The organism is Micromonospora sp. S-DT3-3-22, from assembly GCF_015354745.1.
Classification (GTDB): domain Bacteria; phylum Actinomycetota; class Actinomycetes; order Mycobacteriales; family Micromonosporaceae; genus Micromonospora; species Micromonospora wenchangensis.
In genome coordinates this window covers 1-18,486 of sequence record NZ_JACGMO010000146.1, presented here as the reverse complement: position 1 = coordinate 18,486, position 18,486 = coordinate 1, and the positions used below count along the sequence as shown (strand labels likewise).

Annotated in this window: 14 protein-coding genes; 5 read left to right on the top strand and 9 right to left on the bottom strand. The window is 72.8% G+C overall.

Features of this window, described 5'->3' with window-relative positions:
• Together H1A17_RS29625 and tmk are read right to left on the bottom strand one after the other, a co-directional pair.
• A partial coding sequence (locus tag H1A17_RS29625; protein ID WP_194823433.1) for a DNA polymerase III subunit delta' occupies window positions 1-890 on the bottom strand: 890 nt, incomplete at its 3' end.
• The gene (gene tmk / locus H1A17_RS29620; RefSeq protein ID WP_375372846.1) at window positions 890-3,001 is read right to left on the bottom strand and encodes a dTMP kinase; all 2,112 of its coding nucleotides are present in this window, start codon (window positions 2,999-3,001) and stop codon (window positions 890-892) included. The genes H1A17_RS29625 and tmk, both read right to left, overlap by 1 nt.
• A gap of 277 nt (window positions 3,002-3,278) precedes the next feature.
• Here tmk and H1A17_RS29615 point away from each other — a divergent pair, with 277 nt between their 5' ends.
• Window positions 3,279-4,487, top strand: coding sequence for an amino acid deaminase/aldolase (locus H1A17_RS29615; RefSeq protein ID WP_194823432.1), 1,209 nt, complete (start codon window positions 3,279-3,281; stop codon window positions 4,485-4,487).
• 43 nt (window positions 4,488-4,530) lie between these two features.
• Here the strand turns inward: H1A17_RS29615 and H1A17_RS29610 are convergent, their stop codons facing one another.
• The gene (locus H1A17_RS29610; protein ID WP_370516982.1) at window positions 4,531-5,184 is read right to left on the bottom strand and encodes a TetR family transcriptional regulator; all 654 of its coding nucleotides are present in this window, start codon (window positions 5,182-5,184) and stop codon (window positions 4,531-4,533) included.
• Window positions 5,185-5,331: 147 nt separating this feature from the next.
• Between H1A17_RS29610 and H1A17_RS29605 the strand changes: the two genes are divergently transcribed.
• Complete coding sequence (locus H1A17_RS29605; RefSeq protein WP_194823431.1) at window positions 5,332-6,639, top strand: D-arabinono-1,4-lactone oxidase; 1,308 nt, start codon at window positions 5,332-5,334, stop codon at window positions 6,637-6,639.
• A gap of 77 nt (window positions 6,640-6,716) precedes the next feature.
• On the opposite strand, the gene topA is transcribed toward H1A17_RS29605, so the two are convergent.
• The 6 genes from topA to H1A17_RS29575 form a co-directional block, all read right to left on the bottom strand.
• Window positions 6,717-9,569, bottom strand: coding sequence for a type I DNA topoisomerase (topA, locus tag H1A17_RS29600; RefSeq protein ID WP_145917501.1), 2,853 nt, complete (start codon window positions 9,567-9,569; stop codon window positions 6,717-6,719).
• Window positions 9,570-9,973: 404 nt separating this feature from the next.
• On the bottom strand, window positions 9,974-10,576 hold the full coding sequence (locus tag H1A17_RS29595) for a hypothetical protein (RefSeq protein ID WP_370516981.1): 603 nt from the start codon (window positions 10,574-10,576) through the stop codon (window positions 9,974-9,976).
• Window positions 10,567-11,109 (bottom strand): hypothetical protein, encoded by a 543-nt coding sequence (locus tag H1A17_RS29590; protein ID WP_145917500.1) that lies wholly within the window; start codon window positions 11,107-11,109, stop codon window positions 10,567-10,569. The genes H1A17_RS29595 and H1A17_RS29590 overlap by 10 nt, the downstream gene beginning before the upstream one ends.
• A 106-nt stretch (window positions 11,110-11,215) precedes the next feature.
• Window positions 11,216-13,576, bottom strand: a complete 2,361-nt coding sequence (locus H1A17_RS29585; protein ID WP_194823430.1) for a sodium-translocating pyrophosphatase — start codon at window positions 13,574-13,576, stop codon at window positions 11,216-11,218.
• A gap of 315 nt (window positions 13,577-13,891) precedes the next feature.
• A complete protein-coding gene (locus H1A17_RS29580; RefSeq protein WP_145922524.1) occupies window positions 13,892-14,326 on the bottom strand; it encodes an ATP-binding protein in 435 nt (144 codons plus the stop codon).
• On the bottom strand, window positions 14,326-14,682 hold the full coding sequence (locus H1A17_RS29575) for an STAS domain-containing protein (protein ID WP_145917498.1): 357 nt from the start codon (window positions 14,680-14,682) through the stop codon (window positions 14,326-14,328). The genes H1A17_RS29580 and H1A17_RS29575 overlap by 1 nt, the downstream gene beginning before the upstream one ends.
• 132 nt (window positions 14,683-14,814) lie before the next feature.
• Between H1A17_RS29575 and H1A17_RS29570 the strand changes: the two genes are divergently transcribed.
• From H1A17_RS29570 to H1A17_RS29560, 3 genes are all read left to right on the top strand, one after another.
• A complete protein-coding gene (locus H1A17_RS29570; RefSeq protein ID WP_309236899.1) occupies window positions 14,815-17,205 on the top strand; it encodes a DEAD/DEAH box helicase in 2,391 nt (796 codons plus the stop codon).
• Between the two features lie 168 nt (window positions 17,206-17,373).
• The gene (locus H1A17_RS29565) at window positions 17,374-17,577 is read left to right on the top strand and encodes a hypothetical protein (protein ID WP_088643464.1); all 204 of its coding nucleotides are present in this window, start codon (window positions 17,374-17,376) and stop codon (window positions 17,575-17,577) included.
• A gap of 170 nt (window positions 17,578-17,747) precedes the next feature.
• Window positions 17,748-18,326, top strand: coding sequence for a hypothetical protein (locus H1A17_RS29560; protein WP_194823428.1), 579 nt, complete (start codon window positions 17,748-17,750; stop codon window positions 18,324-18,326).
• Window positions 18,327-18,486 lie beyond the last annotated feature (160 nt).

Here is an 18,486-nt window from a genome sequence, read left to right as displayed (position 1 = left end):
TCCGCCACCGAGGCCGCCGCCTCCGCCTCGGCCGCCTCGATGAGCGCCGACGCCGCGTCCAGCGCGGTGCCCACCCCGGTCAGCCGGCGCGGCACCGCCAGCACGGCGTCCCGGCGCTGACGCGCCTCGGGGTCGCGGGCCAGCCGCCGGGCCCGACCCACGTGCCCCTGTGCGGCGGCGGCCGCCCACTGCGCCACGTCGGGCGCGATGCCGTCCCGCCGGACCAGCACGTCGGCGACCGCCACCGCCGAGGGCTGCCGCAGCGGTACGACCCGACACCGCGACCGGATCGTCACCGACACGTCCTCCGGGTGGGTGGACGGGGCGCAGAGCAGGAAGACCGTCCGGGGAGGCGGCTCCTCGACCGCCTTGAGCAGCGCGTTGCCGGCCGCCTCGGTGAGCCGGTCGGCGTCCTCGATGATCACCACCTGCCAACGCCCGCCGGACGGGGTGCTCGCCGCCCGCAGCACCAGGGCGCGCATCTCGCCGACGCCGATGGAGAGCCCCTCGGGGGCCACCAGCCGGACGTCGGCGTGCGTGCCGGCGAGCGTGGTGTGGCAGCCGGGGCAGACGCCGCAGCCGGTGCCGTGCACGCACTGGAGGGCGGCGGCGAAGGCGCGGGCGGCCACCGACCGACCGGAACCGGGCGGGCCGGTGAAGATCCAGGCGTGGGTCATCCCGGCCCCCGGGTCGACGGCCGTGGCGGTCCCCCCGGCGGCGGCCCCCTCGTCGGCCTCGGCCAGGGCGGCCAGGTCGTCGTCCGGGTCGGCGGTGGCGGAGGGTGCCGGGAGGTGGGCGGCGCGCAGCACGGCGGCAGCCGACGCGGCGGCCCGGCGCAGGGTGCCGACCGCGTCGTCCTGGCCGACCAGATCGGCGAAGACGTCCGGCATCAGGTCCGGTGCTCCATCCCCACCAGCTCCGTGTCGGATAACTCGGGCTGGACCGAGGTGTCCGGCCCGTGCGCCGGGCGCGGGTGCACGATGCCGGCCGGGTCCACCAGGAACTCCTGCACCCGGCGGCCGACCAGGCCGGCGATCTCGTCGACCGGGCGGGACGCGTCGAGCACCAGGTAACGCTTCGGGTCGTTGGCCGCGAGGTCGAGGAAGGCGTAGCGGACCCGCTCGTGGAAGGCCACGGACTCGGCCTCCAGCCGGTCGGCCCCCTGGTTGCGGGCGGCGGCCCGGGACAGGCCGGTACGCGGGTCGACGTCGAGCAGCACCACCAGGTCGGGCTTGAGCCCACCGGTGGCCCAGGAGGAGAGCCAGGACACCTCGTCGACCGGCAGCGTACGACCCGCGCCCTGGTAGGCCAGGGACGAGTCGACGTACCTGTCGCTGATCACCACCGCGCCCCGGATCAGCGCGGGGCGGACCACGGTGGCGACGTGGTGGGCCCGGTCGGCGGCGTACAGCAGCGCCTCGGCGCGCGGGGAGGGGGCGTCCGCGCCGGAATCCTCAAGTACCAGGGCCCTGATCCGCTCGCCCACCGCCGTGGCGCCCGGCTCCCGGGTCACCACCACGTCCCGGCCCTGCTCGCGCAGGCGGGCGGCGAGCACCTCCAGTTGGGTGGACTTGCCGGCCCCCTCACCGCCCTCGAAGACCACGAAGAGCCCGTTGGAGACGAACGGCTCGGCCGGCATCAGCGGCCGGCCGCGCATCGAGCCCCACAGGTCGGCCAGGACCGGCACGCCCTTCTTGTCGTCCATCTGCCCGAACGCGCTGATTCCGGCGAAGATGCCGGCCAGGCCGGCGGCGAGCAGCAGCAGCCGGGTGGAGGAGACCGAGATGCCGAGGTCGGCGATGGTGAGCTGACGCGAGCCGCCGACCCCGACCAGCAGGCTGCTCAGCGCGATCGCCAGGATCAGCACCAGCCGGGTGCCGATCTGCACCACGGCGAAGACCCGGCCGCGTACCTCGTCGGCGACCTCGCCGCCGAGCAGCGTGGTGCCGGCGAGGAAGGCCATGCCGGCGCCCGCACCGACCATGATCGCGCCGAGGATGGCCATCGACAGGTGGATGGCGAAGGCCAGCACCAGCACGGAGGCGCTGGCCAGCACGATGCTCATGCCGAACCAGCGGCGGCGGGACATGTCCCGCACGATCATCGGGCCGAGGCCGATGCCGACCGCCAGGCCGATGAAGATCGCGCCGAACAGCATGTAGAACGCGGCGTCGCCGGCCCCGAGCGAGGCGGCGAAGAACTTGGCGGTGCCGATCACGATGCCGCCGCCGGCGAACGCGCCGAAGATGCCGAGCACCAGGCCCCGGACCAGCGGGGTCTGGCCGATGAACTTCCAGCCTTCGGTGAACTGGCTGAACATGCCCTGCTCGGCGCGCTCGTCGCGTTCCCGGGCCTGGGCCTGGCTGATCTCCTTGATGCCGAAGGCCACCACCAGCGCGGTGGCGAGCCGGGAGAGGGCGTTGAACCAGAGGGCGAGCTGGGCGGGCTCGGCCCAGCTCGGCATCTCGCCGCCGGTGACCCCGCGCACGCTGCGGTCCAGCACCGCCAGGGCGATCGCGGCGGCGACCGGGGTCAGGCCGTACGTGGTGATCAGGGTGAGCTGGTTGGCCGTCTCCAGCCGGGCGCGCGGGATGAGGTTGGGGACCGCGGCCTCCTTGGCCGGAATCCAGAGCAGGGTGATCGACTCGATCAGGAAGGTGGCGACCGCCGCCCAGGTGACCACTACGCCGCCCCGGACGCCGAGCAGCGCGACCAGCGGGATCGAGGCGAACAGCAGGAACCGCAGCAGGTCGCAGATGACCATCGTCCAGCGCCTGTCGAACCGGTCGGCGAGCACGCCGGCCACCGGCCCGAGTACCAGCGCCGGGAGCAGCCGGATCGCGATCACGCCACCGAACACGGCCCCCTGGGCGGTGCTGCCGGAGACCTGCGCGGCGGCGAAGACGGAGGTGGCGAGCAGGCCGAGCCAGTCGCCGAAGGAGGCTGCGCCGAGCACGATCCAGAGCCGCCGGAACGGCCGGATGCGCAGTACCGACCGGATCGCCGCAGCTCCGGACCGGTCGGTCTGGGCGGCGGCTCCGGCGGGGCCGGACGACGACGCGCCGGACGACTCGCCGTTCTGCTGGCTTTCGATGGCCGTACCTCCACGCGCCGGCCCAACACTGGGCAGTCCCGGTGCAACACTCTAGACCCGGTGGAAGCCTCCCCACCGGCGACATTCTCCTGCTCGCCGAGCCTAGGCCGCGGATGCCACCGACCGCAGCCCGGTAGGACGTGAGGGTATTTCGCATTGCCGTCCGGACAGTTAGCGTGCATTCGTGGCCATCGACAGCGACACCCTGCGCGAACGCCTCGACAAGGCGACCGCCCACCTCGACCCGCCCTACGCCGTGGTGGACCTCACCGCCTTCGACGCCAACGCCGCCGCGCTGGCCGCCCGCAGCAGCGGCAAGCCGGTCCGCGCCGCCAGCAAGTCGATCCGCTCCCGCGACCTGCTCGACCGGGCGCTCGGGCAGGCCGGCTGGGCCGGCGTGATGGCGTTCACCCTGGCCGAGGCGAACTGGCTGGTCCGCTCCGGCGCGACCGGCGACGCGCTGGTGGCGTACCCCACCGCCGACCGGGGGGCGCTCGCCGCCCTGGCCGGTGATCCGCAGCTCGCCGCAGCGGTCACCCTCATGATCGACAGCACCGAGCAGCTCGACCTGATCGACGCGGTGTGCGCCCCGGGCCGCCGCCCCGAACTCCGGGTCTGCCTCGACCTCGACGCCTCCTGGCGACCCCTGCGCGGCCGGGTGCACGTCGGGGTCCGCCGCTCGCCGGTGCACAGCGCCCGGGCCGCCGGCGCGCTCGCCGCCGCCGTCGCCCGCCGGGCCGGCTTCCGGCTGGTCGGCCTGATGTCGTACGAGGCACAGATCGCCGGGCTCGGGGACGCCCCGCCCGGACAGGCCGCGCTCAGCGCCGCGATCCGGATCGCCCAGCGCGGGTCGTACCGGGAACTGCTGGCCCGGCGGGGTGCGGCGGTCGCCGCCGTCCGCGAACACGCCGACCTGGAGTTCGTCAACGGCGGCGGCACCGGCAGCGTGGCCGCCACCAGCGCCGACCCCTCGGTCACCGAGGTCACCGCCGGCTCGGGGCTGTACGGCCCGACGCTGTTCGACGCCTACCGGGCCTGGCGGCCGACCCCGGCGGCGTTCTTCGCCTGCTCGGTGGTCCGCCGGCCGACGCCGGAGATCGCCACCGTGCTCGGCGGCGGTTGGATCGCCTCCGGACCGGCGGCGACGAGCCGGCTGCCTCGGCCGTGGCTGCCGGCCGGGCTGGAACTGGTCGGCACCGAGGGCGCGGGTGAGGTGCAGACCCCGCTCACCGGTGCCGCCGCAGCCGCCCTGCGGGTCGGCGACCGGGTGTGGTTCCGGCACGCCAAGGCCGGCGAACTCTGCGAACGGGTCAACGACCTGCACCTGGTCGACGGGGACAGCGTGGTCGCCACGGTGCCCACCTACCGGGGCGAGGGCCACGCCTTCCTCTGACAACCCCCACCCCTCGGCCGGCGCCGGGCCGGGGGTCGGCCGGTCAGGGCTGGGCGGCGGGTTCGGCCGGAGCCTCGACGTGGCGGTGCAGGTACTCCCGGATGAGCGCCTTGGCCTCGGCGAGGACCCGCTCGTCGCCCTCCTGCTTGCGGCGGAACGCCAGCTTGATCAGGGCGTCGGCGGCCTCGACGGCGATCTCCAGGCAGAACCGCAGGCGCGGCTCGTCGGCCATGCCGAACCGCTCGGTGAGCACCCGGGCCAACTGGTCGGCGATCACCCCGTTGTTGTCCCGCTGCTCGTCGAGCAGGTGCAGGTCGACGACGTCGCCGAAGTGCAGGGTCCGGAAGCCCGGGACCGTACGGTGCATCGAGATGTACTCGTCGATGCCCGCGTCGACGCCGTCCCACCAGTGGGTCAGGTCGTCGGAGGCGAAGCGCTCGTCGAGCCGCTGGAGGTAGGACTCCATGGTGCGCAGCGTCAACGCCTGCACTATCGCCCGCTTGTCCGGGAAGAACTGGTAGACCGACCCGATCGCCACCTCGGCCCGCTCGGCGAGCAACGTGGTGGTCAACCCCTCGTACCCCACCTCGTCGACGAGCTCGGCACAGGCGTCCAACATCCGTTGGACGCGCGCGACACTTCGACCCTGCACCGGAACGCGGCGCAGCGGCCCGGTCGTGGCGGCTGGTGTGGACACTCGACGCCACCCCCCTTCGACGGAAGAACATATCCACATGTCACGAGACCGTGACTACCGGTACAACGAGCGGACCTCGATTGCGGTATTTACCAGGCACAACGTTCCTGATATGAAGTCAGTTCACGTTCATGTCGAGGAGCGCCGATGGCCGGTACCACCACCGCTTGGTCCAACTGGGCGGGCAACCAACGCAGCGTCGCCACCGCCATCCTGCGCCCTACCACCGTCGAGGACATAGCCGAGGCGGTCCTGGACGCGGCAGGCGCGGGCGAGCGGATCAGGGTGGTCGGCAGCGGCCACTCGTTCACCCCGATCGCCCTGGCGGACGGCCGGCGGATGGAATTGTCCGCCCTCGACACCGGCGTCCGGGTCGACCGGGACGCCCGGCTGGTCACCGTGCCCGCCGGGACGACCCTGCGGGCGCTCAACGCGCTGCTCGCCGGGCACGGCCTGGCCATGCCCAACCTGGGCGACATCGACGCACAGACCATCGCCGGGGCGATCTCCACCGGCACCCACGGCACCGGTGCCGCGTACGGCTGCCTGTCCACCTTCGTCGAGGCGCTCACCCTGGTCACCGGCACCGGCGAGGTGCTGCACTGCTCGGCCGACGAGCACCCGGACATCTTCGCCGCCGCCCGGGTCGGCCTGGGGGCGCTCGGCGTGCTCGTCGAGGTCACCCTGCGCTGCGTCGACGCGTTCACCCTGCGCGCACACGAACGCCCCGCCCCGCTCGACGAGGTGCTGGGCGACCTGTCCGGGCTCATCGGCCGGCACGACCACGTCGAGTTCTACTGGTTCCCGTACACCGACCGGGTGCAGCTCAAGACCAACGACCGGGTGCCCGCCGACGACCGGCCGCTGCCCCGCTGGCGGGGCTGGCTGGACGACGACTTCCTCGCCAACACCGTCTTCGCCGGGGCCTGCCGGCTGGGTCGGGCCGTACCGACGCTGGTGCCCACCATCAGCGCGGTCTCCGCCCGCGCGCTCACCGAACGCACCTACACCGGCCGCTCCGACACCGTCTTCTGCACCCCGCGCCGGGTCCGCTTCGTGGAGATGGAGTACGGCATCCCGCGCGCCGCCCTCCCGCAGGCGCTGGCGGAACTGCGCCAACTCGTCGACCGGCTGCCGTTCAAGGTGCTCTTCCCGGTCGAGGTGCGGTTCACCGCCGCCGACGACATCTGGCTGTCCCACGGCTACGGCCGCGACTCCGCCTACCTCGCCGTCCACCAGTACGTCGGCATGCCCTACGAGCCGTACTTCCGGGCCTTCGAGGAGGTTGCTGCCGGGCTGGGCGGCCGACCCCACTGGGGCAAGCTGCACTACCGGGACGCGGCCTCGCTGGCGACCGCGTACCCGAGGTTCGCCGACTTCCAGGACCTCCGGGCCCGCCTCGACCCCGGCCGGGTCCTCACCAACCCCCACCTCGACCACATCCTCGGCCCCTGACCCACCGGCACGACGATCCCGGCGGGGAACGACCCGGCAGAACGGGCAGTTTCCCGCCGTGCCGGCCGGCGGACGGGTTACTCGGCGGCGGTGGTGGCCTTGCGGGGGGTGGCCTTCTTGGCGGGGGCCTTCTTCGCCGTGGTGGCCGTGGCGGTGGTGGTCCGCTTCGCGGCGGCGGACTTCGCGGCGGCGGTCTTCTTGGCCGCGGCGGTGGTCTTCGTCGCCGTGGCCTTCTTGGCGGGAGCCTTCTTGGCAGGGGCCTTCTTCGCCGCCTTCTTCGGGGCCGGTCCCTTGGCCCGCTTCTCGGCCAGCATCTCCGACGCCTGCTCGATGGTCAGTTCCTCCGGGGTCTGCCCGCGCCGCAGCGACGCGTTGAACTCCCCGTCGGTGACGTACGGCCCGAACCGGCCGTCCTTGATCACCAGTGGCTTCTCGGTCAGCGGGTCGACGCCCATCTCGCGCAGCGGGGGCGCGGCGGCCCGACGCTGGCGGGTCTTCGGGGCGGCCAGCAGCGCCAGCGCCTCGTCGAGGGTGACGGTGAACATCTTGTCTTCCGAGTCCAGCGAGCGGAACTCGTCACCGCGCTTGACGTACGGGCCGTAGCGGCCGTTGTTGGCGACGACCTCGGCACCGTCCGGGGCGACCCCGATCACCCGGGGCAGGCTGAGCAGCTTCAACGCCTCGTCGAGGGTGAGCGAGTCCGGCGTCTGCGTGCGCAGCAGCGACGACTTCCGCTCGCCGCTCGCGACGTACGGGCCGAACCGGCCGGACTTGAGCACGATCGGTTCCCCGGTGGCCGGGTCGTCGCCGAGCTTGCGCTCGCCGCCCCCGCCGAGGAACAGCTCGTGCACCTTCTCCGGGGTCAGCTCGTCGGGGGCCAGCCCCTCCGGGATCGGCGCCCGGTCGCCCTGGCTGCCGCCCTCCTCGCCGTCGGCCTTCGGCGTCGGCTGCTCGCCGGGCAGGGCCCGTTGCAGGTACGGCCCGAACCGGCCGACCCGGACGACGACCTCGCGCCCCTCGTCATCGGTGTGCAGCGGGATCGAGTTGACGCTGCGCGCGTCGATCTCGCTGAGGTTCTCGGTGACCAGTTTCTTCAACCCGCCCGCGTGGGCGATGGCCTGGTCACCGGTGCCGTTGCTGCTGCCGAAGTAGAACGCGGTGAGGAAGTCGACGGCGGCGTGGTCGCCCCCGGCGATCTCGTCCAGCTCGTTTTCCATGCTGGCGGTGAAGTCGTAGTCGATCAGACGCGGGTAGTGCCGTTCCATCAGCCCGATCACCGCGAACGCCAGGAACGTCGGGATCATCGCCTGGCCGCGCTTGGTGACGTAGCCCCGGTCCTGGATCGTCTGCATGATCGACGCGTACGTCGACGGGCGACCGATGCCCAGTTCCTCCAGCGCCTTGACCAGCGACGCCTCGGTGTAGCGCGACGGCGGCTGGGTGTGGTGGCCCTGCGCGGCCAACTCGTCGGCGGTCAGCGGCTGGTCCTTGACCAGGGTGGGCAGCCGACGCTCGGCGTCCTCGGCCTCGGCGTTCTCGTCGTCGCTGGACTCGACGTACGCGCGCAGGAAGCCCGGGTCGGTGATGGTCTTGCCGGTGGCGCCGAAGTCGGCCTCCTCCTGGGCGACGGAGACCGCCCGGATGCGCACCGACACGCTGGAGCCGACCGCGTCGGTCATCTGCGAGGCGATGGTGCGCCGCCAGATCAGCTCGTAGAGCTTGAACTCCTCGCCGGACAGCTCCTTGGCCACGTCGCCCGGGGTGCGGAAGTTGTCGCCCGCCGGGCGGATCGCCTCGTGCGCCTCCTGGGCGTTCTTCACCTTGCCGGTGTAGCGACGCGGCTCCGGTGGCACGCTGCGCTCGCCGTACAGCTCGACGATCTGCCGGCGGGCCGCCGCGATGGCCGTCTCGGAGAGGTTCACCGAGTCGGTACGCATGTAGGTGATGTAGCCGTTCTCGTAGAGCCGCTGCGCGGTGCGCATCGTCTGCTGCGACGAGAACCGCAGCTTGCGGGCCGCCTCCTGCTGGAGGGTGGAGGTGATGAACGGCGCGTACGGGCGGCGGCGGTAGGGCTTCTCCTCGACCCGGGTGACGGTGAACGGCCGCCCGTCGAGGCGGGCCGCCAGGCCGCGCGCCCCGCTCTCGTCGAGGTGCACCACGCCCGCGCCGGGCCGCACCCGGCCGGTGGTCGGCTCGAAGTCCTTACCGGTGGCGACCCGGTCACCGTTGAGGGCGACCAGGGTGGCGTTGAAGGTGCGCGGGCCCTCGCCCGGCTTCGCCACCGCGAGGGTGGCGAGGATGTCCCAGTACTCCGCGGTGCGGAAGGCCATCCGCTGGCGTTCCCGCTCGACCACGATCCGGGTCGCCACGGACTGCACCCGGCCCGCCGACAGCCTCGGCATGACCTTCTTCCACAGCACCGGGGAGACCTCGTAGCCGTAGAGCCGGTCGAGGATGCGGCGGGCCTCCTGGGCGTCGACCAGATCCCGGTCGATCTCCCGGGGGTTCGCCACCGCCGCCTGGATGGCCGGCTTGGTGATCTCGTGGAAGACCATCCGCTTGACCGGCACCTTGGGCTTGAGGGTCTCCACCAGGTGCCAGGCGATCGCCTCGCCCTCGCGGTCCTCGTCCGTGGCCAGGAAGATCTCGTCGACCTCCTTGGCCAGCTTCACCAGCTTGCTGATCTGCTGCTTCCGGTCGGCCGAGACGACGTAGAGGGCGTGGAAGCCGTTGTCGACGTCCACCCCCAGCCGGGCCCACGGCTCGCCCTTGTACTTGGCGGGCACGTCGGCGGCGTTGCGGGGCAGGTCCCGGACGTGGCCGAAGCTGGCCTCCACGACGTACCCCGGGCCGAGGTAGCCCGAGATCGTCTTGGCCTTCGCCGGTGACTCGACGATGACCAGACGGGTGGTTCCAGCTCTGCTCGGCACGTCTCTCCCCGACCTCGCTCCTGCTCCAGGCCCGTTTCGGGCCGTGTTGCGCCCGCCGGACCACCGTCGGTCCGGATGTCCAACGTAACGCGCCGCCCTGGTTCCGGGTCCCGGGGGCGGCAAACAGCGTCCGCGCGGCGGCACCGCCGGCGCCGCGCGGCCTCAGTGACCGGACGGCGCCACCGTACACCGTGGGTAGGCCCCGAAGTGGGCCATGGTGACGACGCCGGCCCTCCGACCTGGGCGAACCCGGGTGTTCACGGAGTGAGACGACCAGCATACTGTCCGCGATGCCGTCCTTGATCGGGCACCTGCCGGTGGGCCGAGGTCGCGGCATCCCGGTCGCTCCGACACCGCACCGTCGCCCCCGTCGTGTCGATCACGGCCCGCCCGCCGGCCGGGGGTCACGGCCAGAGGTCGGCGGGGGCGGTCGGTGGTCGGTCGCCGACCAGCTCGGCCAGCCGGGCCAGCCGCCGGCCGCCGATCCGGTAGGCCGGGCCACCCGCCTCCACCTCCAGCAGCGCCGCCGGCAGGCCCACCACGGCGAGCGCCGCCCGCACCACCGGCCACCACGGCTCGTCCCGCCGGTCGAGGCGCAACAGCAGCCCGGCGTCGTCGGCCGCACCGGCGGCGGCCAGCCACAGCCGCAACCGCCGGCCGTGCAGGTGGAACCGGGGCGGTGGTCGCTTGACCCCGCCGGCCAGCCAGGCCGTCGCCAACGGCGCCAGCGTGGTGAGGTACGGGGTACGCACGACGTAACGCTGTTCCCCGGTCGGCTCCCAGCCCGCCGCGAGTCCCCGCCGGGCCAGCTCGTCGACGAGCACGTGCACCCGCCAGGCCGCGTCCACCCCGACCGACAACCGCGCGGTACGGCCCATCCGGTGCACCTCCCCCGGGCCGGCGAGCAGCCCGGCCAGGTCGGCGACGGACGGATCGGCCGCCTCGGTGCCGAACAGCGACAGCTGACGCCCCGGTTCCCCGGGCGGGTCGGCACGCCTCAGCGACACTCCGGAACCTCGTCGAAGGCCTGTTTGAGTTCTGTCGAGTTGAGCCGCCCGGTGTCCAGCGCGCTCGCGTCGTACTCCTGGTTGAGCGTGTCGACCGCGGCCTGGACACCGTCGTAGAAGGCGGCGGCCCGCGTGGTGTCCAGGGCGTCGATGGTGTCCCCGGCGCGGCCGTAGGCGTCCCTGATCTTCGCCAGGGAGGTGCGGAACCCCTTCGACACCTCGTCGCCGTGGTCGGTCTCCGGGATGCCCGCGTCGGCGATCTGGCGGCGGGCCGTCTCGCTCGCCTGTTCGGCGCCGCCGAAGAGCCGCACCAGGTTCTCCTTCGCCTGCGCCGGGGTGGTCTGCGCGGTCATCTGCTGGTGGGTGCTGCTGGTGAGTTTGCTGATCTCGGCCCGCCACGGGGTGAGCGCCTCGCAGACCGACGCCGCCCAGGCCCGGGGGCTGGGCCCGCCGCCGCACCCGGCCACGACGAGTACGACCGTGACGAGGACCACCGTGAGCTTCCCGGCGTCACCCGCCCGACACGTACGCATGCGTTGCAGCGTACGGCCTCCGGGCGATTGCGCCAGCGGTCAGGTTTCGGGCGCACCGCCCGGCGCAGCGGGCCCCCGCAGGACCGGGGACCCGCTGCGCCGTGACTCAGGCGTTGGCCGGTTCGGCCTGCTTCGGGTCGTTGCCCGTGCCGGTGCCGCCACCGTCCGGGGTGGAGTCCATGGCGACGCCCTTGCGCTTGCTGAACACCACGGCCGCGACCACGATCAGGGTGGCGACCACCGCGATCGCCAGGCGCAACGGGGTGTTCCGGTCGTCGCCGACGCTCCAGGCCACCACGGCGGGCGCGATCAGCAGCGAGACCAGGTTCATCACCTTGATCAGCGGGTTGATCGCCGGGCCGGCGGTGTCCTTGAACGGGTCACCGACGGTGTCCCCGATGACCGTCGCGGCGTGCGACTCGGAGCCCTTGCCGCCGTACGCGCCGTCCTCGACGAGCTTCTTGGCGTTGTCCCACGCGCCACCGGAGTTGGACAGGAAGACCGCCATCAGGGTGCCCGCCCCGATCGCCCCGGCCAGGTAGGAGGCCAGCGCGCCGGGGCCGAGGCCGAAGCCGACCGCGATCGGGGCGAGGATGGCCAGCAGGCCGGGGGTCATCAGCTCGCGCTGCGCGTCCCGGGTGCAGATGTCGACGACCTTGCCGTACTCGGGACGCTGGGTGCCGTCCATGATGCCGGGCAGCTCACGGAACTGCCGGCGGACCTCCATCACCACCGCGCCCGCCGAGCGGGACACCGCGTTGATGGCCAGCCCGGAGAAGAGGAAGACCACCGCCGCGCCGATGATCAGGCCGACCAGGTTGCGCGGGTTGGCGACGTTGAGCGCGTTGAGGATCTCGTTGCCGACGTCACCGACGCCCGCGTCGGAGTAGGCGGTGCTCAGCGTGTCGGTGTACGAGCCGAACAGCGCGGTGGCCGCGAGGACGGCGGTGGCGATCGCGATGCCCTTGGTGATCGCCTTGGTGGTGTTGCCGACCGCGTCCAGCTCGGTGAGGATCCGCGCGCCGTTCTCGTCGATGTCGCCGGACATCTCGGCCACGCCCTGCGCGTTGTCGGAGATCGGGCCGAAGGTGTCCATCGCGACGATCACGCCGACCGTGGTGAGCAGGCCGGTGCCGGCCAGCGCGACCGCGAACAGCGACAGGGTGATGGAGCTGCCGCCGAGCAGGAACGCGCCGAAGACCCCGGCACCGATCAGCAGGGCCGAGTAGACCGCCGACTCCAGGCCGACGCTGATGCCGGCGAGGATGACGGTGGCCGGGCCGGTCTGCGAGCTCTTGCCGATGTCCTGCACCGGACGCCGGTTGGTCTCGGTGAAGTAGCCGGTCAGCGCCTGGATGGCGGCGGCCAGCACGATGCCGATGACGACCGCGCCGATGGCGACCACCCGGGGGTTCTGGTCGACGTCGGTGAGCCCGCCCTCCAGCTCGCCGAAGCTGGCCGGGAGGTAGAGGAAGGCGGCGACCGCGACCAGCACCGCGGAGAGCACGGCGGAGAGGTAGAACGCCCGGTTGATGGCGGTCAGGCCGTTGCGGTCGGAGGTGCGCAGCCGGGTGATGAAGACCCCGACGATGGCGATGAGCACCCCGATGGTGGAGATGATCAGCGGGAAGACCAGGCCGTCCTCGCCGAACGCGGCGCGGCCGAGGATCAGCGCGGCGACCAGCGTCACCGCGTACGACTCGAAGAGGTCGGCGGCCATGCCGGCGCAGTCGCCGACGTTGTCGCCCACGTTGTCGGCGATGGTGGCGGCGTTACGCGGGTCGTCCTCGGGGATGCCCTGCTCGACCTTGCCGACGAGGTCGGCACCGACGTCGGCGGCCTTGGTGAAGATGCCGCCGCCGACCCGCATGAACATGGCGAGCAGGGCGGCACCGAAGCCGAAGCCCTCCAGCACGGTCGGCGCGTCGCCCTTGAACAGCATGACCACCAGCGCCGCGCCGAACAGGCCGAGGCCGACGGTGAGGAAGCCGACCACGCCACCGGTGCGGAAGGCGATCTTCATGGCGGCTTCCCGGCCGCCGGCCGCCTCCCGGGCGGCGGCGGCGACCCGCAGGTTGGCCCGGGTGGCCAGCCACATCCCGGCCCCACCGATGAACGCGCTGAACAGGGCGCCGACCACGAAGAACGCCGATCGGCCGATCTTCACCGCCAGTTCGCTGCCGTCGGTGTCGTGCACCGGCAGCAGGAAGAGCAGCACGACGGCGACGACCACGAAGATCACCAACGTCCTGAACTGCCGGAGCAGATAGGCGGAGGCGCCCTCCTGCACCGCGCCGGAGATCTCCTGCATGTTGGTGGTGCCCTTACCGGCTGCCAGCACGGCCTTGGTCAAGGCGGCGGCGAAGACGAGTGCCACCAGCGCGATGACCGCGGCGATGACGACGTACGTCACGTTCTCTCCGGTGAGGGACAGCGCGCCGCCTTCGGCGGCCAAGGTCCCGGACATCTATGTCCTCCTGTACCGAACACTGTCGCGCCGGCCAGTGGACGTATGACCGACGCCTGGATGCGGTGGCGCACGTGCTCCGACCCGCCCCGACGGAAGATGATCAACATCCATATCCGCTGGCTGCGGGAACGATCACGTACTGACAACCCACAGACTGTAGCCCCGGCCAGTGTTGGAGGTCACACCTGGGGGACACCGTGTCCGGATGATCTCTGTAACTGTGTTATGAGGAAAAATCTGATATAGGAGGCCATCGACACCACGAGGCCGCGACCCACCAAGGGTCACGGCCTCGCATACGCACAGTGATGATCAGCGGCCGACCGGCCACACCATCCGGACCTCGGTCCCGATCCCCTCGGCCACCGGCCGCACCTGGAGGTCCTCCACGAAACCGGCGAGCAGTGCGAAGCCCACGCCGGTGGTCAGCGCCTCGTCGGTCAACGCCTCGTTGGCCAACTCGTCGGCGTTCAACGCGGCCAGGCCCAGCCCCGCCTCGATCGGCGCCCGGTCCACCACCCGCACCGAATACGCTCCGGAGTCGGACATCTCCACGAGCACCGGATCGGTCAGCCCGTACTGGTGGTGCAGGGCGACCGCCCGGGTGCACGCCTCGCCGATGGCCAACCGCACCTCGTCGAGCAGATCCTCCCGGACCCCGGCCCGGCGGGCCACCGCCACACCGACCAGACGGGCGGTGCGGACGTGCACCGGCGCCGGCGAGAAGGAGAGCCGGACCGTCGCCATCACGCGCCGGAGCCGGTGGGGTCGGCGGCGATCGCCGCGTCCACCGTCGGGTGCAGGGGGAAGACCTGGTCCAGGGCGGTGATCCGGAAGATCTTCAGCAGCGGCTCCTTGTCGCAGACCAGGGCGAACGAACCCCCGGCCGACCGCAACCGCTTCAGGGCGCCGACCAGCACACCCAGACCCGTGGAGTCGAGGAAGTCGACCCGACCCAGGTCGACGACCACCCGCCGGGCGCCACCGTCGATCAACTCCAGGAGCCGTTCGCGCAGTCGGGGTGCGGTGTAGACGTCCACCTCACCGCCGACCTCGAGCACCGTGTGCTCCCCCACGGTGCGGGTCGCCAGCGACAGCTCCATCAGTCCTCCTCCGAGAGCCGTAAACTCTCCTGGGCATCTAACCATCCCCGCCGGACGGCCCGGCGAGGTCACCGGCGGCGGCTCCTCCATACCCACCGGCCCGGTTGTTCAGCACCGAACACCAGTGCGAGAGTGCAGGACGTGAACCCCGCAGCCACCGCGACCGCAGGCCCCGGCACCGGGCGAGGCCCGGCCGAGCTGCTGCACCGGCTGCGCACCCGCCATCCGGTCGACCCGGTCACCCACGTCGAGCGGGTGCCGGCCCGCGCCGGGCAGCAGGCCCCCTGGCCGCAGTGGGCCCCCGAGGAACTGCGGGCGGCGTTCGCCCGGCGCGGCGTACTCGCCCCGTGGCGGCACCAGGCCGAGGCCGCCGAGCTGGCGTACGCCGGGCGGCACGTCGTCGTGGCCACCGGCACCGCGTCCGGCAAGTCCCTGGCGTACCAGCTCCCGACGCTGGCCACGCTGCTGGCCGACCCCCGGGCCACGGTGCTCTACCTGGCCCCCACCAAGGCGCTGGCCGCCGACCAGCTCCGCGCCGTCGCCGGCCTCGACCTCGACGGGGTACGCCCCGCCACCTACGACGGGGACACCCCGCGCACCGAACGGGAGTGGATCCGCCGGCACTCCCGGTTCGTGCTCACCAACCCGGACATGCTGCACCACGGCCTCCTCCCCGGCCACACCCACTGGTCGGGATTCCTGCGCCGGCTGACGTACGTGGTCGTCGACGAGTGCCACACCTACCGGGGCGTCTTCGGCTCGCACGTGGCGCACGTGCTGCGACGGCTGCGCCGCCGGTGCGCCCAGTTCGGCCGTACCCCCGTGTTCCTGCTCGCGTCGGCGACGTCGGGTGACCCGGCGGCGACCGCCGGGCGGCTCACCGGCGTGCCCGTCACCGCCGTCACCGAGGACACCTCACCGCGCGGCGGGGTCACCTTCGCGCTCTGGGAACCGCCGCTGCTGCCGCCGCCCGCCGACGTCGAGGCCGTCGCCGACGACCTGACCCAGGTCCGCCGGTCGGCGCTGCGGGAGACCGCCGACCTGCTCGCCGACACCGTCGCCGAGGGGGTACGCACGCTCGCCTTCGTCCGGTCCCGACGCGGCGCGGAGGTGGTCGCCGCGAACGCCCGCCGGGCGCTGGACGAGGCGGTGCCCGGCCTCGGCGACCGGGTGGCCGCCTACCGGGCCGGCTACCTCAAGGAGGAACGCCGGAAACTGGAACGGGCCCTGCTCCACGGCGACCTGCTGGGGCTGGCCTCCACCAACGCGCTGGAACTCGGCGTCGACCTGGTCGGGCTGGACGCGGTGCTGATCTGCGGCTGGCCGGGCACCCGGGCGTCGCTGTGGCAGCAGGCCGGCCGGGCCGGGCGCTCCGGGGACGAGGCGCTCGCCGTGCTGGTGGCCCGGGACGACCCGCTCGACACCTACCTGGTGCACCACCCGGAGGCGCTGTTCGGCCGCCCGGTCGAGGCGACGGTGCTCGACCCGGCCAACCCGTACGTGCTCACCCCGCAGCTCGCCTGCGCCGCCGCCGAGTCCCCGCTCACCCCGGCCGACCTGGAACTGTTCGGCGACGGGGCGAAGGAGGCCGTCGACGAGCTGGTGCAGGCCGGTGACCTGCGGCAGCGGCCCACCGGCTGGTACTGGCGGCACCGGGAACGCCCCGAGATCGACCTGCGCGGCGAGGGCGGCGCACCGGTCTGCGTGGTGGAGGCGTCCACCGGGCGGCTGCTCGGCACCGTCGACGGCGGGTCGGCGCACTTCCTCGTCCACCCCGGGGCGGTCTACCTGCACCAGGGCGTCTCGTACGTGGTCGACGCGTTGGACCTCGACGACGGGTGCGCGCTGGTCCACGCCGAGGAGCCGGACTGGTCCACCCACGCCCGGGACGTCACCTCGCTCTCGGTGGTGTCGGTCCGCTCCTACCGGGACGCCGGACCGGTAGGGCTTTTCCTCGGCGAGGTGGACGTCACCAGTCAGGTGGTCTCGTACCAGCGTCGCCGGATCGCCTCCGGCGAGGTGATCGACACCCGCCCGCTGGACCTGCCGGCCCGGGAGCTGCGGACCGTCGCGGTCTGGTTCACGCTCTCCCCGCAGTCGCTGGCGGCGGCCGGCGTCGAGCCGGCGGACGTGCCCGGAGCCCTGCACGCCGCCGAGCACGCCGCGATCGGGTTGCTGCCGCTGATGGCCACCTGCGACCGGTGGGACATCGGCGGGCTGTCCACCGCCCTGCACCCGGACACCGAGGCGCCCACCGTGTTCGTCTACGACGGCCACCCCGGCGGGGCCGGCTTCGCCGAGCGGGCCTACCGGACGGCGGCGGCCTGGCTGGGCGCGACCCGGGACGCCGTCGTCGAGTGCGGCTGCGAGTCGGGCTGCCCGTCCTGCGTCCAGTCCCCGAAGTGCGGCAACGGCAACAACCCGCTGTCCAAGTCGGGCGCGGTCCGGGTCCTCGACGTGGTCCTGGCCAACCTGTCCGCAGTCGCCGCCGCGCCCGCCCAGCCGGGCCCGGCCGACAGGTGACGGAGACCCGGCCGGCGGTCGCGTCGTGGGGTGGCCGCCATTGACTCCCGGGATCGTGCTTGAGCGGAACGACATCTGGGCATTGATGCATGGGAGCGCTTCCATCGATAATCGAAAGTGCCCTCCCAGCGCCCACCCCGCCGTTCATGCCGACCCGGAGGAGAAGCCGTGGCCGACACCATCGCCGAGACCGTCGACCTGCTCTACACGATCGACCAGGACAATCTCACCCCCGACCAGTTGATCGCGCTGGGTGCCGCCCTGGCCAGCCTGGCCCAGGCGGAACGCCTCGACCAGATCAACGAGCGGCTGCGGGGCATCCACCAGGTGCTCAACACCTGGGCGCTCAAGGCGACCGCCGACGGACGCTGACGGCGGCGGCCGACCGGCAACGGCGGGCGCCGACGGGGTGGCCGATGGCCAACGGCGGGCGCTGACCGGCGGGGGCCGACCGGCGACGGCGGCACTGACGGGGGCGGCCGACGGCGGGCGCTGACCGTGGGGTTGTGCGAGACTCCGGCGCACCCTTCGGAGGAGTTCTCATGCAGTTGGACAGTTTGCAGGCACAGCACCAGTTCCACGTCCGGCAGCGCATTCGGATGATGGTCAACCAGTACGAGGTCCGGGCGGTGGCGGCGGACGGCACCGAGGGCGAGTTGCTGGCGTTCGCGCAGCAGAAGCGGCTCGCCTTCAAGGAGCAGGTCACCATCTACTCCGACGACTCCAAGCAGCACCCGCTGCTCGGTTTCAAGGCCCGTCAGCGGCTCGACCTCGGTGCCACGTACGACGTGACCGACCACGCCGGCACACCGATCGGGCTGTTCCGCAAGGACTTCGCCCAGTCGCTGCTCCGCTCGACCTGGCACGTCGAGCAGGCCGGCCTGCCGCCGATCACCGGCCAGGAGCGCAGCATGCCGGTCGCGCTGCTCCGCCGGTTCGTCGACTCGCTGTCGTGGCTGCCGTACCACTTCGACTTCACCGCCGGTGGTCAGCCGGTCTTCTCGGTGATCAAGAAGTGGGGCCTGCGGGACCGTTACGTCGTCGAGGTGCCGCACCCGCAGATCGACAGGCGACTGGTGATTGCCATGGCCATCGGCCTGGACGCGCTCCAGGGCCGCTGAGCCACCGCAGCCCCATTTCGGGCCGGCCCGCCCTGATCCGGGGTTGGCCGGCCCGCCTTGTTCCGGGGCGGGCCGCCTTGTTCCGGGGCGGGCCGGCCTGAGCCGGGGCGGGCCGGCCTGAGCCGGGGCGGGCCGGCCTGAGCCGGGGCGGGCCGGCCTG